The 22,590-nt window shown below is 42.3% G+C and carries 15 protein-coding genes and 1 pseudogene; 11 read left to right on the forward strand and 5 right to left on the reverse strand.

Annotation, left to right across the window (positions count from 1 at the left end):
- The first annotated feature begins 15 nt into the window (after window positions 1-15).
- The 3 genes from V5G28_RS19985 to V5G28_RS19995 all read left to right on the forward strand — a co-directional run bounded on the left by V5G28_RS19985 (window position 16) and on the right by V5G28_RS19995 (window position 3,170).
- A complete protein-coding gene (locus tag V5G28_RS19985; protein WP_332987923.1) occupies window positions 16-660 on the forward strand; it encodes a Uma2 family endonuclease in 645 nt (214 codons plus the stop codon).
- 47 nt (window positions 661-707) lie between these two features.
- Window positions 708-1,487, forward strand: a complete 780-nt coding sequence (locus tag V5G28_RS19990; protein ID WP_332987924.1) for a class I SAM-dependent methyltransferase — start codon at window positions 708-710, stop codon at window positions 1,485-1,487.
- Between the two features lie 741 nt (window positions 1,488-2,228).
- The gene (locus tag V5G28_RS19995; protein ID WP_332987925.1) at window positions 2,229-3,170 is read left to right on the forward strand and encodes a hypothetical protein; all 942 of its coding nucleotides are present in this window, start codon (window positions 2,229-2,231) and stop codon (window positions 3,168-3,170) included.
- A 277-nt stretch (window positions 3,171-3,447) separates the two neighbouring features.
- Here the strand turns inward: V5G28_RS19995 and V5G28_RS20000 are convergent, their stop codons facing one another.
- Together V5G28_RS20000 and patD are read right to left on the reverse strand one after the other, a co-directional pair.
- Entirely contained in the window at window positions 3,448-5,106 is a 1,659-nt protein-coding gene (locus V5G28_RS20000) for an ABC transporter ATP-binding protein (RefSeq protein WP_332987926.1), read from the reverse strand.
- A gap of 467 nt (window positions 5,107-5,573) precedes the next feature.
- Window positions 5,574-5,921 carry a heterocyst frequency control protein PatD gene (gene patD / locus V5G28_RS20005; RefSeq protein ID WP_096562178.1) on the reverse strand — a complete coding sequence of 116 codons (348 nt, stop codon included), beginning with the start codon at window positions 5,919-5,921 and terminating at the stop codon, window positions 5,574-5,576.
- 289 nt (window positions 5,922-6,210) lie between these two features.
- Here patD and V5G28_RS20010 point away from each other — a divergent pair.
- The 7 genes and pseudogenes from V5G28_RS20010 (at window position 6,211) to V5G28_RS20040 (ending at window position 15,685) form a co-directional block, all read left to right on the forward strand.
- Window positions 6,211-8,483 (forward strand): annotated as a pseudogene (locus V5G28_RS20010) (RelA/SpoT family protein).
- 217 nt (window positions 8,484-8,700) lie between these two features.
- Complete coding sequence (locus tag V5G28_RS20015; RefSeq protein ID WP_332987927.1) at window positions 8,701-9,336, forward strand: hypothetical protein; 636 nt, start codon at window positions 8,701-8,703, stop codon at window positions 9,334-9,336.
- A 255-nt stretch (window positions 9,337-9,591) separates the two neighbouring features.
- A complete protein-coding gene (locus V5G28_RS20020; protein ID WP_332987928.1) occupies window positions 9,592-10,638 on the forward strand; it encodes an N-acetylmuramoyl-L-alanine amidase in 1,047 nt (348 codons plus the stop codon).
- 610 nt (window positions 10,639-11,248) lie between these two features.
- Complete coding sequence (locus tag V5G28_RS20025; RefSeq protein WP_332987929.1) at window positions 11,249-11,965, forward strand: class I SAM-dependent methyltransferase; 717 nt, start codon at window positions 11,249-11,251, stop codon at window positions 11,963-11,965.
- A 220-nt stretch (window positions 11,966-12,185) separates the two neighbouring features.
- The gene (locus V5G28_RS20030; RefSeq protein WP_332987930.1) at window positions 12,186-13,385 is read left to right on the forward strand and encodes an RNA-guided endonuclease InsQ/TnpB family protein; all 1,200 of its coding nucleotides are present in this window, start codon (window positions 12,186-12,188) and stop codon (window positions 13,383-13,385) included.
- Window positions 13,386-14,172: 787 nt separating this feature from the next.
- A complete protein-coding gene (locus V5G28_RS20035) occupies window positions 14,173-15,252 on the forward strand; it encodes a M4 family metallopeptidase (RefSeq protein ID WP_332987931.1) in 1,080 nt (359 codons plus the stop codon).
- Window positions 15,253-15,397: 145 nt separating this feature from the next.
- Window positions 15,398-15,685, forward strand: a complete 288-nt coding sequence (locus V5G28_RS20040; protein WP_332987932.1) for a protealysin inhibitor emfourin — start codon at window positions 15,398-15,400, stop codon at window positions 15,683-15,685.
- A 96-nt stretch (window positions 15,686-15,781) separates the two neighbouring features.
- On the opposite strand, the gene V5G28_RS20045 is transcribed toward V5G28_RS20040, so the two are convergent.
- Window positions 15,782-16,711 carry a cobalamin-binding protein gene (locus V5G28_RS20045; RefSeq protein ID WP_332988138.1) on the reverse strand — a complete coding sequence of 310 codons (930 nt, stop codon included), beginning with the start codon at window positions 16,709-16,711 and terminating at the stop codon, window positions 15,782-15,784.
- Between the two features lie 264 nt (window positions 16,712-16,975).
- On the opposite strand from V5G28_RS20045, the gene V5G28_RS20050 reads away from it, so the two are divergent.
- Window positions 16,976-17,293: an RNA recognition motif domain-containing protein gene (locus V5G28_RS20050; RefSeq protein ID WP_332987933.1), complete on the forward strand. Its 318-nt coding sequence runs from the start codon at window positions 16,976-16,978 to the stop codon at window positions 17,291-17,293.
- Between the two features lie 465 nt (window positions 17,294-17,758).
- Here the strand turns inward: V5G28_RS20050 and V5G28_RS20055 are convergent, their stop codons facing one another.
- Both V5G28_RS20055 and smc read right to left on the reverse strand, forming a co-directional pair.
- Window positions 17,759-18,754 carry a PRC-barrel domain-containing protein gene (locus V5G28_RS20055; RefSeq protein WP_096562171.1) on the reverse strand — a complete coding sequence of 332 codons (996 nt, stop codon included), beginning with the start codon at window positions 18,752-18,754 and terminating at the stop codon, window positions 17,759-17,761.
- Window positions 18,755-18,812: 58 nt separating this feature from the next.
- Window positions 18,813-22,484, reverse strand: a complete 3,672-nt coding sequence (smc, locus tag V5G28_RS20060) for a chromosome segregation protein SMC (RefSeq protein WP_332987935.1) — start codon at window positions 22,482-22,484, stop codon at window positions 18,813-18,815.
- Window positions 22,485-22,590 lie beyond the last annotated feature (106 nt).

Below are 22,590 nucleotides of genomic sequence, written 5' to 3' on the forward strand. Positions count from 1 at the left end.
GCGCTTAAGTTAAACATGACTCAAACCCTAACTCCAGCCACACCACCTTTTGAGGGTTCTCACCTCGTTCTATATGACGTCAGTTGGGAAATGTACGAGCAGCTTTTAGAAGTATTTGCTGAACGTCCTACGCCCCGCATGGCTTACTATAAAGGAACTCTGGAACTGATGACGCCCCTACCAGAACATGAAAGGTATGGCTGGACTTTTGGACGGCTAGTAACTATCCTCTCTGAAGAACTTCAATTAGAAATTTTGGGGTTGAAATCGACAACTTGGCGTTCAAGACCAAAGGCTGTTGGCAAAGAAGCTGATGAATGTTTTTATATCCACAATGAAGCTATCATGCGGGGAAAAATCAAAATTGATCTCAAAGTTGATCCACCGCCTGACTTAGCAATTGAAATTGACGTAACCAACTCATCAATCGATAAGATGGCTGTTTATGCTGAACTTAAAGTGCCGGAAGTTTGGCGTTTTGCTGATGGTCAACTAACAATTTATATTCTGACAGATGCTGGTTATATTGAGTCTGAAACAAGTTTGGCTTTTGGCTCGTTTCCTGTAAAGGAATTAGCACAATTTATCCACCTAGACTCTCAAAAAGGTGAGAACGCTAGAATGCGAGAATTTAGAGCATGGGTGCGTTCACAAACCTAAGGGCAAATTTATGCATAATATTCAACTTTTATTACTCAGGTATTTATATGGACAGAACAGCAACTGATTTTCAAAACCAGTGGAATGCAGAACTTTACGATAGTAAACATTCTTTTGTTTCAGAACTTGCGGCTGATTTAGTCGAAATACTCTCCCCAAAACCCGGACAATGTATTCTCGACTTAGGTTGTGGCACAGGTCATTTAACTCATAAAATTGCTAGCAAGGGAGCAGAAGTTATCGGCATTGATAGCGCTCCCACAATGATTGAACAAGCTGTTCATAACTATCCTCAGATAGATTTTTCTGTGGTGGATGCCAGAAAATTGCCATTTACAGAAAAATTTGATGCTGTCTTTTCTAATGCTGTGCTTCATTGGATTAAAGAAGCTGAAGAAGTTGTCATTGGTATAAACAAGGCACTAAAACCTAGTGGGCGATTTGTGGCAGAATTTGGTGGCAAAGGCAACGTACAAGCCATTGTTACCGCAATTTATAACGCCTTACAAAAAGCTGGTTATCCTGCTGATGCAGGATTAAACCCTTGGCACTTCCCGAGTATTGGCGAATACGGAACCTTACTAGAAAAACATGGCTTGCAGTTAACTTTTGCAACTCTTTTTGAACGTCCAACGCCTTTGGACGATGGAGAACAAGGGATGCAAAACTGGCTGAAAATGTTTGCAAATAGCTTTTTTAATGGATTATCTCTTGACGCTCAGATGAGCATCTTAACTGATATCGAGAATCAGTTGCGTCCAACTTTATACAAAAACGGTACTTGGTTTGCAGACTATAAACGTATTCGAGTCATTGCAATAAAATAAAGTTATTCATCATGAGGCTAGGAATTGCAGCATTATAAATGACTACAACTGCTAGCAAGTTAATCTCAGTGGCATTGTGGTTAGGGAGTACCAAAAAATAAATTATCCATTATGTAGGGTGGGTTAGGCACACGACAGTTGAGGTTTTAGATACAGGACTTGCCGCAGCGCCGTAACCCACCATTGTTTTGGAGAGTACTACAAATTGGAGATTTTTTTAATTAGAAGTCCCTTAATCATTGCTGATGATTCAAACAAAGTATAGAAAAATATTTAGATAATAATTATACATATTTTCACTAGTTATTAGCTTCGCTATCGCCGTAATTATCGGTACTTAAGGCATTGGTCAAGGAACACCATTTTTATGACAATACAGTTCTTTGTAGAGACGAGAGGTGGCGCGTCTCTACATTGTCTTACTGATAAGGGTTTTGGTCTTATCTGAACCCTATTGATTTTTATGAGCCTAAAAAATGACTGACATAAAAAGTCTATGCTCTAGTTTTAACTATAAGTAAAATTAAATACAAAACAGCAAAATGTATAATATTGCTTTTTTTGTTCGCTAAAAATAGCGAGAATTTACTGATAATTCAATTTCGGCAAATTCTCTTCATTAAGATTTATAACTGAAGGCAGAGGGCTGTTACATTATCTGCATCTAAGGTGGAAGTAAGAACCAAAATTATTTCTTAGCTTCAGTTGTTATCAATTTTGTGAATAACTTTTTGAATCACTATGTCTATTAATCTTATTAAAGATGACGACATCAAAACGGAGAAAAACCGTCCTTCTATAGAATTAGATCTTGCTCTGTCTATATTGAGACTTAAAAGTGGTATTTGGTTCATTGGAATTCCATCTTTTCTTTTTGGGCTAACAGATAGAAGCCTTGTTGCGTTTGCTGATGGATATTTATCTCCTATAGAAATCATACATATCTTTACAGCCTCATTCTTTTTCTTGACTTGGCTGTTTTTAAAACCAGAGCAGAGTTTTGATGTGGATGATGTAGAGAGCGTTCAAAGTTATCTACATCAATCCTATTTATGTCCGACTCAAGGCAGCCAGTTTGAGTTAAAGAAGCGGCATATGATTAGCCAGGAGTACCTTTTACCTTTTCCTTATGTCTGCCAAATCTACCATCTGTTGAATTTAAAACATTTGGAAAGTATTCACAAGTTCAGCCTGAATAACTTGAGAGTCATTAAGGTTAGCAATGTCCAATCTACGTCTATTGGGGGAATGATCACATTTCAAACAATGTTGGATTCTCCAGTTAATATTTTGAGAATTTGGAGACAACCAATTGTTGAAGTAGATTTAATATTGCATAATCCATACACCGTAGAACTGAGTATTCCAGTCTACAGAGACAAAAGAATAACTGTGATGTTTTATGCCTGCCCGTTAACAGAAAACGAGCATTATTTCTTTATTGAGATCTACAGTGACCTAGAGTGGCCTAAACCCATATTGCAAATTCTCTTGCACATTGCCTCTTGTTTGACTTTGTTTGAGGATTTGCCTTATCTACGGAAACTGGCTGATAGAAATATAAGTCATCTACTCAACCGAAACAGGATTTCAAACCACGAAACGATGTGGCTTTTTAACAGATTTGTTGAGCTACATGGTTCGACTGTAGAAATGCCCAAATTAATTGAAGCAAGCAAATGAGAAAGTCCTAAATCGTGATTATCGAGTGCTACTCCCTTCCCGGTACAAGATTACTTATCTTTTCCTTGGCGTTCTTGGCGTCTTGGCGGTTCGTTAATAGGTAATCTTCGAGCGTGACAGGAGTAAGTATATCAGATGTAGCACTCCTAACATCTTGCACCTGTTGCAACACTGAGCAGGCGAAGCCTCCAAACCCTCGTTACCAGGTTGAACCTCGTAACGAGATATTAGAGCCTCTGGCTCTTGTTGGGTGCAAGATCTGAGACTCGAGACTTATTTATGCTCGTGCCAACAAAGGAGCCGCTGCAAGTAGGGTTTTTGTGTAAGGGTGTTGCGGATTGCCAAAAATCTGTTTAGTGGGACCAATTTCTACAATCTTGCCACTGTTCATCAGGGCAATTCTATCACACAAAAACCGTGCTAACCACAAGTCATGAGTGATAAACAAATACGTTAACTCAAATTCTTCTTTCAACTCCAACATCAAATCTAAAACTTGCGATTGTACGCTAGCATCTAACATACTCACTGGTTCATCGCAGATGAGCAGTTTAGGACGAGTAATCAAAGCACGGGCGATCGCAACTCTTTGCTGCTGTCCACCAGATAAATCTGAAGGATAACGCTCATAGTAAACTGATGGTGGTTTTAACCCGACTTTTTCCAGCATCGACAGCACTTCTTGTTTTGCCTTTGCCCCATCGGCTAGCTTGTGAATCAGCAAAGGGTCAGCTATACTTTGTCCTACTGTCATCGCTGGATTTAAGCAAGCATGGGGATCTTGAAACACCATTTGGATTTGCCGCCTAGAAACACGCATTTCTTGGCGCGACAGATGAGTTAAATCTTGTCCCAAAAACTCGACTTTACCCGCAGTCGGACGAATAAGTTGTAATATTGTCCGCGATAAAGTACTTTTACCGCAACCAGACTCCCCAACCAATCCGAGAATTTCTCCTGCATAAAGTTCTAGGTTGATTCCATCCACTGCTTTAATCGTCTGATTTTGCTGTTTCAACAGTCGTTCTACAATGTTGGGTTCTAAGGTGTAATGCTGTTTTAATTCTCGGATGCGTAAAATCGGGGTTCGGGGATCAGAGATTGGTGATTGGGAAGAATGTCTCCCAGTCTCTGTTTCATCCACTGTTTGAATATGCAAAGCTGCTTTTAGGAGAGACTGGGTGTATTCGTGCTGGGGTTGCTGGAACACAGCTTTTGAAGAACCCATTTCCACCATTTTGCCGTAGTACATCACCCCAATGCGATCGCAATACTCGGCAACCATAGCCAAATCATGGGAAATTAACAGCAGTGCCATGTTTTCTTCGCTGCACAGCCGTGTAAGTTCCTGCAAAATCTGTGCGGAGACGGTGACATCCAAGCTTGTGGTGGGTTCATCCGCAACAATCAACTTGGGGTTGAGAAGTAAGGCTAGGGCGATCGCGACTCTTTGGCGCATTCCTCCACTAAACTCATGAGGATACTGATGCCAACGATTGGCAGGAATTTTCACCTTTTCTAAAGTAGCGATCGCTTTTTCCTTGGCTTGTTTGCTCGACAATTGCGGTGAGTGAGCCTTTAATGTTTCTAGACAGTGGTTGCCTATACTCATCAACGGATCGAGGCGCGTCATCGGATCTTGGAACACCAATGATACTGCTTCTCCCCGGAATTTTCGCAACTGTTCCGGCATCATATCAAACACTGAACGCCCTTGAAACGTCACGCGTCCCTCAATTTGGCTAGATGGCGGTAGCAAGCGCATTGCAGCCCGCCCTAGGGTAGACTTACCGCACCCCGACTCTCCAACCAATCCCATTCTTTCACCAGGCTGCAATGTGAAGGATACACCATCTATCGCCCACCGAGGTTCTTCATGACCATGATGAGGATAGGCGACTCGTAAATTTTCAATACAAAATAAGGCTTCACTCATAATTAGTTATTCAGCTTTTAAATTTTAAAATTAAGATAGTGTATCACATTACATATGTCAGGGTTTTTACCTAAGTATTTTTTTGAGAATAATACAAAACGTAAATAAAGTTCATCATAAATTCACTGATAAATCCAGGGGATTCAGTATCAACCGATCCTTTGATATCCACGGAAATTTTCGGATACTTTTACCACGATTGGTAACTGGCTTATAAAGTATTCATACTGATTTTTGATGGTTCCGTTCCGAGTTTTTTATTGGTCAAAATCTCAAATTTCAAGAATTCTTGACTTTACCTCTTGACTTTTGACGAAATTTACGACAAATTGTGCCAATTAAATATGTAATGATGACTACAAATAGAGGAAGAATATGAACCAAAAAAGTTAAGATTTTTTCATTTTCAATTTTTAATTTTTATTTGTCATTTTTTCTTGTGCGAATGCTTGCCCTGCTGGTACTTTCTATTGCAATATGGCATTAGAGTATTCAATGAGAGTGGTCAGGCGATCGCCGATGGCATCAAGTCTATGCCTGGCAGTGGAAGCTTGCCGCGCTCCTTGGAAAAATATCACATCTATTTCCAGTAGCCGCAGCTGCTTACTTATCTCCGTCTGATAAGACTGTAACCGACCCTCATCGATACTGTCTGTGTCATTAACTAAAGGCACAATCTGCTGCTGAAAAAATTGCTGCAAGGATGTCACACTCTGCCGCAGTTGGGGAGCATCTACTTTGGTAGTCGTGACGTCTGAATGCAATTGCTTCAGCAATATGTTCAATGCGTGGTATTTCTCGCGAGTTAGAGACATCAAGTTCTTCTTGAGATACTATTAAAATCAAGGTAATGTCAAGAAAATTTTCTAATAGGTTAAACTTTCTTAAATTTTATTTCCGAATCTCTCGCCTCATTTAGAATTTGGGGCTGGATTTGGTATCAATCCATTTTCCCAACTATGATGCTAGACACCCGCACTGGAAAATCCACTCCGCACAAAAATGCGAGAGTGCGTGTGTCATTTACAGTTTCTTGTGACGGCGAGACCGTCAAGATTTTCCACTTTTGCACTTTAGTAGTAATCACGTAGGCGCGCCTATTCTATGAGCAGCACTCTATTAACTTCCAGAATTGATATTACCCTTCCGGAATGGCTACAGATTTGTCTAAAAGGGTCATCTATACAAAGCGCCGCAGCAGAAGATGACCGAAGACAAAGCGATACGGCTTTGATTTGTCGAGCATTTGAATTTGCTTATCAGTTGCATGAGGGTCAGTACCGCAAGTCAGGAGAACCATACATTTGTCATCCTGTTGCTGTTGCTGGAATGCTAAGAGATTTAGGGGGCAGTGGTGATATGATAGCAGCTGGATTTCTCCATGACGTAGTGGAAGATACAGATGTCACCATTGAAGAGATAGAGCAGCGCTTTGGTAAAGAAGTGCGACTATTAGTAGAAGGTGTGACAAAGCTTTCTAAAATTAATTTCAAAAGCAAGACCGAAAGTCAAGCTGAGAATTTTCGTCGAATGTTTTTGGCAATGGCGCAAGATATTCGAGTGATTGTGGTGAAGTTAGCAGACCGCTTGCACAATATGCGGACTCTGGAACACCTTCCTGACGAAAAACGCCGCCGGATAGCTTTGGAAACACGAGAAATTTTTGCTCCCCTAGCGAATCGGTTGGGAATTTGGCACATGAAATGGGAACTGGAAGATTTAGCTTTCAAGTACCTGGAACCAGAAGCTTACCGTCAAATTCAGGAGTATGTCGCCGAAAAACGGACGGCACGGGAAGAGAGATTAACAAAAATTGCCCAAACTTTGCAGACTCGGCTTGTGGAAGCGGGAATTAAGTGTCTGGACCTTAGTGGACGACCAAAGCACTTCTACAGCATTTACCAAAAGATGCAGCGGAAAAACAAAGAATTTCACGAAATTTACGATCTAGCAGCTTGCGGCTAATTGTCAACAGTAATGAGGAATGTTACCGTGCTTTAGCAATTGTTCATGATGCTTGTCGTCCAATACCTGGTAGATTTAAGGATTACATAGGATTGCCCAAACCCAGCCGTTACCAATCATTGCATACTGGAGTCATTGCTCCATGGGGTCGTCCTTTGGAGGTGCAAATCAGGACATTGGAAATGCACCACTTTATTGAGTATGGAATTGGGTCACCGGAATTATAAAGAATACAGGATTCTCAAATAATACAAGATTGAACGGCTGCAGATGAAAAGTTTATTTGGTTACGGCAGCTATTAGAATGGCAGAATGACCTCAAGGATGCTCAAGAATATTTTGAAAGCATCAAGGATAACTTATTTGAAGACGATGTTTATGTTTTCACTCCTAAGGGAGATTTAGTTGCTTTAAATCCTGGTTCTACAGCTATAGATTTTGCCTATCGTATTCATACAGAAATTGGGAACCACTGTGCAGCGGTGCGGGTAAATGGGCGGATGGTACCACTTTCAACACGGCTGCAAAATGGTGATATCGTAGAAATTGTCACGCACAAAAACGGCCACCCCAGTTTGGATTGGTTAAATTTTGTCAGAACTTCAGCGGCGAAGAATAGGATTAAGCAGTGGTACAAGCGATCGCGCCGGGAAGAAAATATTGCTCATGGTCGGGAATTGTTAGAAAAAGAATTGGGTAGATCTGGTGTGGAAAACCTAATTAAGTCCCAACCGATGCAGATAGTTGCAGAGCGATGTAATTATCATTCAATGGAAGATTTACTCGCCGCTTTGGGTTATGGTGAAGTGACGCTGAATTTGGTGCTAAACCGTTGGCGAGAACTCGTCAAAGCACAACAACCTATTGCGACGACAGCCCTAGTTGCTACGAAAGAACCAGCTTCAACAGCCAAAGCTTTGCGAGATGTCCCTCCGACTACCTCACGCACGACTGATTCGCCAATAGTTGGGGTAGAAGGATTAGTGTATTATCTGGCGAAATGTTGTACTCCTATCCCTGGAGAATCAATTATTGGTGTCGTAACACGAGGTAGAGGTATTTCGATTCATCGCCAAGGATGTCATAATCTAGAAACTGTGGAGTGCGATCGCTTAGTACCAGTTCATTGGAACCCAGCAAGCGAACCCCAAAGCCGTCCTCAGACTTACCCCGTGAATATTCAAATTGAAGCGCTAGATCGGGTGGGAGTGCTAAAGGATATTCTCTCTCGCTTAAGTGACCAGGGGATCAACGTACGCTATGCTCAGGTAAAAACTGCTAATGGTCAACCGGCATTAATGGACTTGGGGATCGAGATACGCGATCAACCACAACTCGAACAACTGTTCACCCAAATCAAGAAACTTAGCGACATTCTTAATATTCGTCGCGTCGGTCAGATTGATGAGTAGTCATCATTCGTAAATTGTCATTCGTAATTCGTAATTGAGTTTATCATTACGAATTACGAATTATAAATTATTTGGAACCTTTTAGTGGTTAAGAAAATCTCTAAATTTAAATAAAATTTGGTAAATAAATACATCGGCTACTGTATAATAACAAGCTCAACCCTAAGTGCAAACTTTTAAAAACTTAAGTTTAATCTGACCTCTGGAGGAAATTTCTATGAGGGACAAGCCACTTATGCTCTCTATGCTAGTCATGATTATAGTTTCAGGGCTAGCAACTATAAGTGTAGTGTTAGTACAACAGCCCGTTCGCACGGCTTCTACTGGGATCGCTGATTCTGAATCGACTTCCAAAGACTCTATAAAGACAGTAACACAACAGATTGCGAAACTGGAAATACAGCGTGCAATGCTAGAGCCTGTATTTACAGCAGATGCTTCCATTATCGAAAAAATTGAATCTGAGCTTGAACGCTTGCGGCGACGCCTTTCACAAGTACAGCCAGATGGTAATCAAGCAGCTGTTAATCATGCTGTATTTGAAGCTATCAAAGCGAAGATTGCAGAACTAGAAGTCAAGCGAGCATTGCTAGAGCCTGTATTTACCTCAGAAGCCCCAGTCATGCAAAAAATCGACTCTCAGATTGGAAGCTTGTCGCAACGCATTGCTAAAATACAGCCAGACAACAAACTCGCTGTCAATGATGCTGTATCGGAAGCTATCAAAGCGAAGATTACAGAACTTAAGGCAAAGCGTTCCTTGGAAGCAACTCAAGACTCCTCCACATCTCCAAACTTAGCTTCAATAGACTCTAAGCTCAAAAGCTTGGAAAAACGTCTTGTCGGTCGTTGATCGAAGTGCCAAATGTTTACGTGAGAAACAAGATCCCCGACTTCTTAAAGAAGTCGGGGATCTGTGGCTTTCAACTCTCACAAAGAAAGCGGATGTCATTGTGATTACAAGAATCAGAAAGACCTACAGTATCTTTGGGAAAGAAACCCGTAGACAAATCAATATTTTGTGTGTAATTTTGTATAAGTGATATATATTAACATTTATTTTTTTTCAATTTAAATATATAAATTATTTATCAAAATCATTAAAAAAATGAGATTCAGAGTAAAGACAACTCAATGGCTTGTAGTTCTTTTGGTGTTTGTTGGTTTTACATTGGGGCTGCTTCTGAGAAGAGTAGAGTTTTTTCAGGAGAAGACAACCTCAAAACCAGAAACAGCTATCTCTAGTGAATATTCAGACTTCCAACCTCAGCTCAAGACAGTAAGATCAAATCCAGAGACGGTGTCTAGCCAAGATTCAAAGTCACAGCCTCAGATCAAGACAGCAACGCCAAGTCCAAAGGCTAATATCTCCACTCAAGCTTTAAAATCCCAACCTCAAGACAAGACAAACCAAAACAGCCAACCAGAAGTCAAGACAACACCAAATCCAAACACGGCTATCTCCACTCAAGCTTCAAAATCCCAACCTCAAGACAAGACAAACCAAAAGGGCAAATCCCAAAAGACTCCCAGTGGTTCAGTCAAAACCACTGCGGCTTTTAGGGCTTACAAACCTAGATACGAGATTGCTTGGGCAAATCCAACTAACTTTGGAGAGCGGTTTACCACAGACGTTTATGGTAGACCTGTTAACAATCAGCCAATTATAGTGCTTCATGAAACCGATGCACCAGCCTCCAGTGCGGTTAATTTCTTTAAAAACCCTAACGAGGACGAGAATATTCAGGCAAGCTACCATACTATGATTAAGCTAGATGGCACGGTTGTTTACCTAGTCCCTCCAGAAAAGCGAGCGTTTGGTGCGGCTAATTCAGTGTTTGATGGACCACTGGGTTCAGAAACTGTCAAGACTAATCCCCTGCTACCCGCGTCTGTAAATAACTTTGCTTATCACGTCGGTTTAGAAACCCCGCCTTCCGGTATAGGGAATAACCAACAAACCCATAGCGGCTACACAGAAGCTCAATACGAATCTCTTGCTTGGCTCATTGCTCAAAGTAATGTTCCAGATCAAAGGATTACAACTCATAAATTAGTGGATCGTTCCGGTCAAAAAATCGATCCTAGAAGTTTTGATTTCAATAAGTTTTTGAAGATACTTCATTCCTTCCGTGGTGTAGTTTCAATCAATTAAAGCTAGCCACTTCCACAAAACGTTCAATAGCCAAGCTTTTACGATTTTGTGAAGCGTTGCTGCTGTTAAGTCGATCTCATTGTTTTATTTTGACTACCACAAGCCTTGGTTTAACCGTCAGGACTTAATGCAACTGATCCAGGAAAACGACTAACTATAATTACCAATCATTGAGGAAAATTCTAGTATTTATATGAGTAAAGGGAAGTCTAAAAATCAAGCCTTAGCTGGTTTAAAATTTGAATTTCACCGAAAAAAAAACAAAATGGTCAAGAGGGGTCAAACCCCCTGACCATTGATTAACCAAGTTTTACAACACACAACCACACACAATTTAGTGGGGTCTTTTACCATCTTAAACAATCTTGCGGTTTTGGTCTAGATTTTTACTGCCACTACCTGCTATTGACATTTTTCTTATTGATAGTAATTAGCATATAGCAATCCTAAATAATTAATGAAAAACAAGCTCCCCGACTTCTAGAGAAGTCGGGGAGCTGAAGGGCAGTCAATTTTCATAAATGAAATCGGATTGCCATAACAGAGAATTGAGAGGACTAAGTCTAAAATGAGGCATTATTATTAGGTGTGTCTATCGGTGCAAATTCTCATGCAACAACTATTTCCTGGAGAAGTGTTCGCCAACACTGCTGATTTTGACACTGGTATTCGCCAGCTGTTGCCGCGATATGATGAAATACTTTTAGTCATCACGCGCTGTCTACCTTCTACAAGTCGTCGCATCTTGGAACTAGGCTGCGGTACAGGTGAACTCAGTCTAAGGATACTCAACAGTTGCCCAAATGCCCAAGTCGTTGCCATAGACTACTCACCCCGAATGTTGCAATTTGCCCAAGGTAAAATCACAGCAGCTGGATATGGGCAAAGGTGGACAGGTGTAGAAGTGGACTTTGGCGAGTGGGCAAATCATCCAGAGAAAATAGGCATTGGTCAGGAATTTGATGCTTGTGTGTCATCTTTGGCAATTCATCATCTTCACGATGAAATGAAATTAAAATTATTTCAGCGAATTCGTGAAAGTCTTTGTGAGGGCGGTTGTTTTTGGAATGCAGACCCCATTCTACCGGAGTCACCCACTTTAGCAGAAGTTTACAAGGCAGTACGAGAGGAATGGGCAGCCCAACAGGGAACAACCCTCACAGAGATTCGTGCTAAAATTGGCACTACAAGTACTTACGGGCACTCTAGTCAAGACCAGCTTGCTACCTTAGATGCTCATTTGCAGATGCTAACAAAAGCTGGTTTTGAAATGGTGGTAGTTCCTTGGAAGTACTATGGGCTAGCGGTGTTTGGTGGTTGGGTGTAGACAGACATGGAAATGCGGAACACTTGCTTTAATGATTCCCCGCATTACCGGATCCCGGTGTCCCTCGTCAAATCTCCAAACTCGCTGTATTTAGGTGACACTTCCTTGAGCATTTTGACCAAAAATAAAGGGATACAAGCCCCGCCCTTTAACGAAGTGGAGGGCGGCTTTTTATTTTGTGTTATCATAAGATTTGATACCCAACGATATAGTATCAAACGTGTTTGTCTACGAGTACAAAGTCAACCCCAAACCACAGCAGATAAACGCCATAAATGAAGCTATCAGGACATCTCAATTTGTCCGAAATAAAGTGCTTCGTTATTGGATGGATAATCGTGGTGTGGGCAAGACCGAGATGTTTAGATACAACACGCTACTAAGGAAAGAGTTCAAATTTGTAGAAGAATTAAACTCTCACGCTTGCCAAACTGCTGTTGAGCGAGTTCTAAAAGCAGTTAATCGTTTTTACGACAATTGCAAAAAACAGATTTCCGGGAAGAAAGGGTATCCGAAGTACAAGAAAAATGCTCGTTCTGTTGAATACAAAGTCTCAGGGTGGAAGTTGTCAGAAAACAGAAAGCATATTACTTTTACAGACAAAAAGGGAATAGGTACTCTAAGGCTGGTAGGTTCTAGAGATTTAAATTTCTACCAAATAGAGCAGATGAAACGAGTGAGAATTGTGCGTCGTGCCGATGGTTACTACGTGCAATTCTCGGTGCAATTAGACCCTAGAGATACGGTGAAACCACTAATTCCTAGTCAAAAGGCAGTGGGTATTGATGTAGGTATCAAGTATTTCTTAGCAGAATCCTGTGGAAATATTGAACCATCACCACAGTTTTATCGTCAAGGAGAAAAACACCTATCCCTTCTCAATCGTCTCAAGTCTAAAAAGTACCAAAAAGGCAAACCACAGTCCCAAAATTATCACAAAGCTAGAGTTAGATATGCCCGAAAACATTTAAGGGTAAGTAGGCAGCGAGAAGAGTTTTGCAAAAGAGTTGCACTCCGTTTAATCAAGTCAAACGACTTAATAGCCTATGAAGATTTAAATGTAAAGGGCATGGTTAAAAATCGGCATCTAGCTAAGTCGATAACCGATGCAGGTTGGTCAACTTTTCGCCGATGGTTGGATTATTTTGGCTACAAATATGGAAAGATAACGATTGCTGTCTCTCCTCACAACACCAGCCAAAACTGTTCTAGCTGTGGTGAGAAAGTGCAAAAATCCCTATCAACTAGAACTCATGTTTGCAGTCATTGTAATTACATGGAAGATAGGGACGTAAACGCTGCAATCAACATTTTGCAGAAGGGACTAAGTACCGTTGGGCAAACGGAATCTTATAAGCTTGGGGAGTTCGACCCTCTAGCTTCGTTGGAGCAATCCTGCGGGGTTACGGTTGGACTGTGAACCAAGAATCTCCGCACTTTTAGGGCGGAGAGTGTCAATGCTTCTACTTTCTGATCAGATGAAGCCAATACTTTTATGGCATACTTGTGCTTCAGTCTACTCAAACGCTGCTCACCTTACTCGTTTAGTCGAACTCCTTGTTTATTTTTCAGTGTTTGAAGTTCATTTAAGGAGTCTCTCAGAACAGAAGCATCCTTCGTTTTTTTTTATTCATGTAGATATTGTTTGCAGGTGGATAAGAGAAGCTTAGGTTACAAAAAAGCTTAATATTCTAGTTATCCTAATTTTGGGAAAGATATCTGTTCGTAAGTGATGAGCAATCAAACAAGAACTTGAGTCAAGCTTATAATGTTTAAAAAGTGCCCGTTTGAGCTACTACCCTATGTCAGACAAAGGAAGAGGTAGAAGTTAGCCGTTGTATAAACACGGTACTAATTTTCATTTTTTAAAATTTATTAAGATACATATAATCAAATTTGTAGTAACAAAATAGTAATAAAGCCACAATTACCTCTTAGGAGGAACTATGATCTAAAACCGTTGGGTCTATAAACGAGAAGCGACCCATTAACACAACTGTTTGCTGATTGTACTTGCGATATCAAGGTGCAACGAGTATTTTGAAAGTACCCTGTAAGGTACTGTGTTGTCTTAACAGGCAGATCTGAAAATAGAAAGTAGAAAATACCAGGTGTTTGTCGTTTGCAGTCATTCTCTGCTCCTTGTCAATAAAGAGTAAGAGCCACTGTTTTTCATCACTTATCTGAAAAAGGAGAACATCTTTAAGATGGCTCGAAAAAAGAAAAAATCTGTTGGGTTTGAATGTGACTATCAAATTTACTCCAGATGCCCTATCTGTTGTATTTTGCCACCCCATATACTCGAACACGTTGCAGTCAATGGTAACCAAGAACAGCGTGAGTGGGCGTTTCGCACATTAAATGTTTCAGCACAATTTCGCGGACGACGCAACGTAATAGGTGCTATCAATTTTGCGGTTTCCCCTGGTCAAAAGCGCCGTAGCATCTTCGATGCTAAAAATAGTGAAGAACTCCCTGGGGTACTTGTGCGTGGAGAAGGCGACCCCCCTAGCAGTGATCCGGCTGTTAACGAAGCCTACGATGGCGCAGGTGCAACTTATGACTTATTTAAAGAGATTTTTGGGCGCAATTCTATTGATGACAAGGGGCTGCGTTTAGACTCTACCGTGCATTACGGTGTAAAATATGACAATGCCTTCTGGAATGGCGACCAGATGGTTTATGGTGATGGCAATGGAGAACTGTTTCAACGGTTTACCAAGGCAATAGATGTGATTGGACATGAGTTAACTCATGGTGTTACTCAATACGAAGCAGGTTTTGTGTATAAAGGAGAACCTGGAGCCTTGAATGAGTCATTTTCTGATGTTTTTGGCTCTCTAGTTAAACAACGAGTTAAAAAACAGACGGCGGATCAGGCAGACTGGATCATTGGAGAAGGTCTATTTACACCTAAGGTCAAAGGCGTCGGTGTTCGCTCAATGAAAGCGCCAGGAACAGCATACGATGACCCAGCATTGGGTAAAGACCCGCAGCCAGCGCATATGAAAAACATCTACAAGGGTACTCAAGATAACGGTGGTGTCCATATCAACTCGGGTATCCCCAATTATGCCTTTTACCTAGCAGCGGTAGAGATTGGCGGCTTTGCTTGGGAAAAAGCTGGTAAAATATGGTACATAACTTTACGCGATCGCCTGAAATCCAAAGCCAATTTCAAACAAGCTGCCAATACAACTATCCAAGTGGCTGGAGAACTGTACGGTCAAGCAAGTAAAGAACAAAAAGCAGTGCAGAATGCTTGGCAAAAGGTAGGAGTTCTTTAAAATTATGAATGATGAATTATGAAACTTTTAACGTCTCATAATTCATCATTAACTGTTGTTACTTCTTGCTAAACTGGGAGATATTATATTATTCTCCCAGTTTTTACTATCTCTTGCAAAAAATGGCAAGACGGAGAGCAAGAAAATGCGGATATCATTTGAACGCACGGGTGGTTTTGCTGGGATAAGCAGCACAAAAACTGTCGATACGGCAGACATTCCGGCAAATGAAGCCGACCAACTCCCCCAACTGGTAGAAGCCTCAGATTTCTTCAATTTACCCGAAAAAATCACAGCTTCTACGGCTCAAGCTGACCGTTTTCAATACACGTTAACGGTAGAAGACAAGGGGAGAAAACACACAGTTACTGTGAGTGAGGCTGCTTTACCAGGAACGTTAAGACCCTTGATAGAATGGCTGCAAAAAAGATAGAAGAAAAAAGAATGAATTTAGAAAAAATGCTTAATTCTCTCATCTGGATAAGGACGAAAGAATTAAGCATGAAAAAAGAAAAAAATTTCTTTATTTTTATAACAGTTGCCAAGCCTGTTCTTTATACCCATATTGAAAGATTTCTGGATGCAGCATTTCCGCCAAAATTTCTAGGGAATCTACGAGTCGTGGTCCTGGACGGTTGAAGTAGGAATTACCATCTGTGATGTAAACTCTGCCACTTTGTACCGCATGCAATTGTTGCCATTCTGGACGTTGGCTGAACAATTGGGCTTCTTGACGGGTACGATTTAAATCAAACCCGCAGGGCATAAAAATGATGGCATCTGGATTGGTAGAAATGAGTGTTTCCCATTTCAAAGGAGTAGAAGATTGACCTGTGATGCTTAGTAGTGGCTGTCCTCCTGCTAAGGTCACTAGTTCAGGAATCCAATTCGCAGCAACCATGAAAGGATCAGTCCACTCGATGCAAGCAACGGTAGGGAGATGCTCTGTTTGAGAAAGACCTTGTGTTTTTTGGTCTACGATTTTCACCCGCGCTTCTAAGTTTTCTATCACCTGTAGCGAGTCTACCCCAAAGACGTTAGCGACTCGTCGAATATCCTCCCAAACATCGTTGAGAATATTTGGTTGTAGAGAAATAATCTGAGGTGAACTCTTGGTGAGGGTGCCAACTGCTTGTTGAACATCTTTTAAGCTCACGGCACAAACATCACATTGATCCTGCGTAACGATGTGAGTAGGCTGTAACTTTTCTAAAACATCTGTTTTGATTTGATAAATGCTCAGGGCCGATTGCAAGAGATTATTGACTTTGTCATGAATTTCGCCACTAGGAGCAGCGCTATTTATCCGGGCTTGAGTGCAAACAGGACGGTCTTTGATTTCTGGGGGATAATCGCATTCGTGCGATCGCCCGACAATTGCATCAGTCAACCCGAGTGCTGCTACAATTTCTGTTCCACTTGGAATTAGCGAGACAATTCTTAAACTGCCATCTGTCATCTCAACCTCCATAACAGCTGCCATTGCCTTAATTTTCCCAAAATTCCACAAGATAGCAATCTTTCTCTAGGTCAGTGCAGAAATTTTCTTCAGAGTTTTTCATGCTCGCCGTCTTTTGGGCGGACAGCTATGTTATGATGGTAGATGAGAATAAATTCGGTGATAGTGTTTGTTTTTAGTATTGACAGGCTTCTTCCTTTTAGTCTTGACAGGCTTGTCTCCGAAATCTAAATCTCTACACAGTTATGATTTTGGAGACAATGTATGTCACTTTATGTAGGTAACCTCTCTTACGAAGTTACACAAGATGATCTGAATGCTGTTTTTGCAGAATATGGTTCTGTAAAGCGAGTTCAGCTTCCTACTGACCGTGAAACAGGTCGGCTACGCGGTTTTGGTTTTGTGGAAATGGGTACAGATGCTGAAGAATCAGCAGCTATTGAAGCTCTTGATGGCGCTGAGTGGATGGGTCGTGACTTGAAAGTAAATAAGGCAAGACCCAGGGAAGAAAAAGGTTCCGGTTCCTTTGGCGGCAATGGCGGGAACCGAGGAAACTACAGCGGCGGACGTGGCCGCTACTAAGGTTCATAAATTGAACTCTTTTAGCTTTGAAGTCGAATAGGCAAAAGCTAAAAGAGCAAAATAGTCTTATATGGACTTTGCCCCCGAATTATCTCGGGGGCTTTTTGTTGCTTTTTCAGCACAAATTAGCACAAATGGGGGGGCAATATTATGTTTGGTTAATTAGAGTTGCCACATTCGTTGCACCCCACTCCTTAATCCCCTAAGGGAACTGGTGAGTTTGCCGCAAGCGGTGAGTCCAGCGCTGTAGGAGGTGAGACCAGTACCGCAGTTTCTTACGGAGGGAAACCAACGCCAGGGGCGTTGGCGCAGCCTCAAGGCGAGGAGATACCCGCAGGGTTAGGGGACGTGAAGCCTAGCTTAAAACAGTGACCAGTACCAGCCGCAGTGACGGCTCGCTTTGGTGGGGGATTTAAACCCGCCACCATACGCCTGATAACTGATAACTGATAACTGATAACTGTTTTAATAACCACCTTCTTCTTCGTACTCTGGCTGTCTTTCTTTGACTTTTTTGGGAATATTCACTGGCTTTGGTGGCTCATCATCCCAAGCATCACGATCTAAATCGTCGTCTAAATCGTCGTATGGATCAGCGTATGACTTGTTATTGTAAGAACCTGAGTCATACTTTGGTTGTGCTTGATACCTGTCTTTACCTGTTGCCTCGCTCCAGTTATCTTCTTCTTCCTCTTCGTATTGCACAGGCTCATACTGTCGCGCCTTCATAACCTGGCGCTGGGGACGTTCTTCTTCGTAGTAGTCTTCATCCCATTCTTCCTGCGCTACAGGTTCGGGTGTACGAATAATTTTCGGCTTAGGTTGCTCTAATGGCACTCCACTTGGCAGTTGCTTGTCTGGTGTCACTGTGCGAGGAGTGTAGGTGGAGTATTCTTCTTCGACATCGCGCTCCCACGGTGCTCTGCCGATACCCAAGCGTTCTAGCACACCAACAGTCAATTGGGTGACTCGCTCTTCAGCCCCCTCAAAGACAATCAATCTGTTAGGACCTGTGCTGACAATTTCATCTACTGAAAACTCGTAGGTACTCAAGAATTGATCGGGAATTTGCGCTATTCCCAAAGAGGCAATGACAATTGAGTAAAGCTTGCCTGTTTCGCCATTAAACTTGAAGCCCCGCACCTTGCCTAAGACTTCACCAGTCTCTGTAATAACCTCCCAGTTCATCAGGTTGCTGTAGAGATCAACCTCAACATCGTCAAGGACATCCTCGTTATCCACGAGGATGACATCACCGATTTGGTTGATGCTGTTGAGGTACATATAACGTGGCACTCCAGAAATAGAGATCAGGCTGTCTCGCAAGCCAAGAGCCACAACCTCTCGCTGATCTACATCAACCCAAACTTGGCTCACGATTCCTAATCGCTTGCCGTTGTCGCGAGTGATTACCTGGGTGTTTAAAATATCGGAACGTCTAATACTTTGTTCAGAGGTCATTCTATACCGAGTCCTGATCTCGAATCCGGTTTATCTATACACTATTATTAACAAAAACTCAAGCAGAATTATGGTTGGATTGTAACTTAATACCCAAAACTTGGGTATAAGCTCCCCTTGCTTGAGTAACGCCAATTGTGCGTTCGGCTGATTCTATCATCGGGCGACGCAAACTGACAACGATAAATTGTGCTTGTTGCGCCTGTTGCTTAATCATTTTAGCTAATCGTTCTACGTTTGCCCCATCTAAAAACATATCTACTTCATCAAATGCATAAAATGGCGACGGACGGTAGCGTTGCAAAGCAAAAATAAAGCTCAAAGCAGTCAGAGATTTTTCTCCTCCTGACATAGAAGCCAGTCGCTGCACAGGTTTGCCTTTGGGGTGTGCAACCAAGTTCAATCCGCTGTTGAACGGATCTTCTGGATTGTCGAGTTGCAGGTAGCCGTCACCTTCAGAAAGAGTGGCAAAAATTGATTGAAAGTTTTCATTTACGGCATCAAAGGCTTCTTTAAATGCACGTTGACGCAAAGTTGTAAAATTTTCAATCCGCAGCAGTAATTCCGTGCGTTCTGCTTCTAAAGTCTGCAATTTTTGGCTAAGTTCTTCAAGACGTTTTTGTGTGCGCTCATATTGTTCCAAGGCAAGCATATTCACAGGTTCCATTGCTTGCAGGCGTTTGCCAAGAGAGCGCAATTCTTTTTGCAATTCTTCTAAATTGACTTTATCTGGCGCTTCTGGTAAAGGATTGGGTAATTCCGCCGCCATAGTTTGCATTTGAGTTTGTAATGCAGTGAGTTCCTCCGCCCTTGTTTGCTGGGTTTCTTGCAGTTTTTGCAGTTCCCATTCCAAGTGTTGTTGACGCATCGTGTGCGATCGCAATTCTTGTTCTGTGGCGTCGCGTTTTTGTTTCTCTTCCCCCAGATTTTGTTCCATTTGACTCAAAGCAGCGCGAGTCTCAGCAATTTGACTGTTGAGTGTTGAGTGCTGAGTGCTGAGTGCTGTAAGTTGAGTTTGCTGATTTATTTGGTCTTGATGGTATTCTTCTATACGCTGTTCCCCTACGGCAATTTTTTCTTGCAACCGCTGCTGCTGATTTTCCAAATTTTTTAACTTTTGCTCTCCTTCCCTTAAAGCTGCATCCCCCTGTTGCAATTGTTGCTCTTGGATTTTTATTGTTGCTTGGATTTGTTGCCATTCTTGAGGAGTTTGCGACTGTTCCAACTCCGCCAAAGCTTGTCGTAGTTGTTGCAATTGCTGCTCTTGAGAAGGTAATTCCCGATCCAAAACTTCTAGGCGGACTTGGACGGTGGCCAGTCTTTCACGATTTTGCGAAAGCTGTGATCGCGTTGTTTCCAATTGCGCCGTCAAACTCTTAATTTCTTTGTGCAACTGTTCCAATTGCAGTTGTTGTTCTCGCCGCGTCTGTCGTGCTTCCGTCAGTTCTTGCGTCAGTCGTTTTGTTCTACTAGATAAAGTACTTATTGCCTCGCTACAACGTTCTAAAATCCGTTCAATATCCGCCAAGCGACTTTTCAAAGAAGAAACTTCCTCAGATTCCGCAGCTTCCACCCCCGCAAACCGCAACGACGAACGCTGATTTGTGCTACCACCAGTCATCGCACCACTGGTTTCCAACAATTCCCCGTCTAAGGTGACGATGCGATACAGCCCCAAATGCTGACGCGCTTGATTTATGGTTTCAAACACGACTGTGTTACCAAACACGTAGGTAAACACATCCTTATAGCGGCGATCGCACTCAATCAAGTTAACGGCATAGTTGACAAAGCCGTTGGCATAACGCAACGTAAAATCTTGGGTAAATTTGGAAGCATGAATTTTATTCAGCGGTAAGAAAGTCGCTCTACCTGCACGTTTTTGTTTAAGCAGTTCAATTCCTGTGGCTGCGATGCTGTCATCTTCCACAACTATATGCCCCAGACGCGCCCCTGCGGCTATTTCCAAAGCTAATTGATGACGGGGTTCCACGCGTCCCAACTGCACAACCAACCCACAGACACCAGGCATACCTGATTGTAGGATGACTTTGCTTGCTTGGGTTCCTTGGACTTCCTGCTGGGCTGCTTGTTGCGCCTCTAGTTTATCCAATTGGCGTTGTTTCTCTCGTTGCTCTTGCAACAGCCGCTTTTGGGTTTCTTGCTGGATTTGCAGTTCTTGTTCTGTGGCGGATACCGTTTCGGCTAAAGATTCGACTTGTTGTAAAGACGTTGCATCTGAGAGTTCTACATTAATAATTTGAGATTGTTTATCAGCAATTTCCGGTTTTAATGTTTGAATGAGCTGAGTTTGCTCCTGAATTTGCTGCTGGAGTTGGTTATTACGTTCTCTCAGTTGTGCTTGTTCTGTGCGCTGAGGTTCTACCGTTTGCAGCACAGCTTCGATTTGGCGGTTCAGGGCTGTTTGTTGCTGTACCCACGCTTCGGAAGCAGAAGCAATTTCGGCTGCGGCTTCACGGGAATTTTCTAATGCTTGTTGCGCCTGATCTCGTTGTTGCTGTAGAGATGTTGCATGCAACGTGTCTACAATTTGTTGTTGTCCGAGTTGTTCTATAGTTTGCTGATGCTGTTGAATTTCCTCTTGAGTTTGTTGCAGGCGCTTAGCGGTTTCTTGGGAAGCTGTTTCTAGTTCCTTTTGTTGACGCTGAAGTTGTTTGCGTTCGGCTTCTTGAGTCGCAAGGGTAGATTGTACCGCCAAAAGTTCTTCTTCTCCCAATGCTTTCACATGGGCGTTGAGTTGCTCTAGTTCAACGGTTTTTTGGGCGATTTCTGTGTTAAGGGTTGTGAGTTGATTTGTGATTTCAGCCGAGGTGCTAGAGCCTGCTTGAATAGTTGCAACTAACTTTTCTTGTTGTGCTTGTAGGGAACGCCATGATAAAACTGCTTCCCAAGATTGTTTTTCTTGAAATTCGCTGCGGAGTCTTTGGTATTTTTCCGCTTTGGCGCGATCTTGAGACAGGCGATCGCGCTGTGCAATTAACTCTGTCTCTACAATCCGACAGCTGTCTTCCTTATCCTTAACTTCATCTAAAGTTTCTTTTGCTTGGTTAATTTTACGGTCAAACGCTGCCACCCCTGCCAATTCATCAATAATTTCCCGTCTTTCACGGGCATTCATCGAGATGATGCTGGTGACATCACCCTGTAGTACGACATTGTACCCTTCAGGATAAATACGTAGCTCTTCTAGTTCTTGGTGTAATTCTGTCAGAGTGCAGGAGATACCGTTAATGTAGTAATTCGATGTATAGGTTCCTTGTGGAGTGACTCGCAACCTTCTGGTAACACTCCACTCGCTACCTGGTGTCGCGCGGATTTTTTCTTGACGATTTTTTTGCTCCTCGCTTTCTTCCTTTGGCGCTTCCTCTACTTCCCCAACTTCCTCATCTTCAACAATGGATACAACAGGCAAGGTTTCCAGTTCATCCTCTGGTTGATGATCTGACAAATCAAACGTCACCGTGACGCTAGCTTCGACAGCGGAACGAGATTTGCTTGTTTGGGTGGTGTTGACTAAATCGGGTAGGCGATCTGCACGCATGCCCTTAGAACTGGAAAGTCCCAGGCAAAACAGCAGCGAGTCAAGGATGTTTGATTTACCGGAACCGTTGGGACCAGAAATGACAGTAAACCCCGACAGCAGGGGGACAGAAGTCGTACCGCCGAAGGATTTAAAGTTGGTGAGTTCCACGCGCTTTACATAGACCATAGGCGCTGGTTAACTGGGCTAATGAAGTTCAAGTGTATCAATAAAGCTTTCAAAAGGTGAGGGGGTTTGGATTATTGAACCGCAGAGAGCGCAGAGGAGGAGAGAA

It is taken from the genome of Scytonema sp. PRP1 (assembly GCF_036697665.2).
Taxonomy (GTDB): Bacteria; Cyanobacteriota; Cyanobacteriia; order Cyanobacteriales; family Nostocaceae; genus Kalymmatonema; species Kalymmatonema gypsitolerans.

Excerpts from the sequence above, each read along its gene's own strand:
- V5G28_RS19985 (WP_332987923.1), top strand. The coding sequence starts at position 16 with ATGACTCAAACCCTAACTCCAGCCACACCACCTTTTGAGGGTTCTCAC.
- V5G28_RS19990 (WP_332987924.1), top strand. The coding sequence starts at position 708 with ATGGACAGAACAGCAACTGATTTTCAAAACCAGTGGAATGCAGAACTT.
- V5G28_RS19995 (WP_332987925.1), top strand. The coding sequence starts at position 2,229 with ATGTCTATTAATCTTATTAAAGATGACGACATCAAAACGGAGAAAAAC.
- V5G28_RS20000 (WP_332987926.1), bottom strand. The coding sequence starts at position 5,106 with ATGAGTGAAGCCTTATTTTGTATTGAAAATTTACGAGTCGCCTATCCT.
- patD (WP_096562178.1), bottom strand. The coding sequence starts at position 5,921 with ATGTCTCTAACTCGCGAGAAATACCACGCATTGAACATATTGCTGAAG.
- V5G28_RS20015 (WP_332987927.1), top strand. The coding sequence starts at position 8,701 with ATGAGGGACAAGCCACTTATGCTCTCTATGCTAGTCATGATTATAGTT.
- V5G28_RS20020 (WP_332987928.1), top strand. The coding sequence starts at position 9,592 with ATGAGATTCAGAGTAAAGACAACTCAATGGCTTGTAGTTCTTTTGGTG.
- V5G28_RS20025 (WP_332987929.1), top strand. The coding sequence starts at position 11,249 with ATGCAACAACTATTTCCTGGAGAAGTGTTCGCCAACACTGCTGATTTT.
- V5G28_RS20035 (WP_332987931.1), top strand. The coding sequence starts at position 14,173 with ATGGCTCGAAAAAAGAAAAAATCTGTTGGGTTTGAATGTGACTATCAA.
- V5G28_RS20040 (WP_332987932.1), top strand. The coding sequence starts at position 15,398 with ATGCGGATATCATTTGAACGCACGGGTGGTTTTGCTGGGATAAGCAGC.
- V5G28_RS20045 (WP_332988138.1), bottom strand. The coding sequence starts at position 16,711 with ATGACAGATGGCAGTTTAAGAATTGTCTCGCTAATTCCAAGTGGAACA.
- V5G28_RS20050 (WP_332987933.1), top strand. The coding sequence starts at position 16,976 with ATGTCACTTTATGTAGGTAACCTCTCTTACGAAGTTACACAAGATGAT.
- V5G28_RS20055 (WP_096562171.1), bottom strand. The coding sequence starts at position 18,754 with ATGACCTCTGAACAAAGTATTAGACGTTCCGATATTTTAAACACCCAG.
- smc (WP_332987935.1), bottom strand. The coding sequence starts at position 22,484 with ATGGTCTATGTAAAGCGCGTGGAACTCACCAACTTTAAATCCTTCGGC.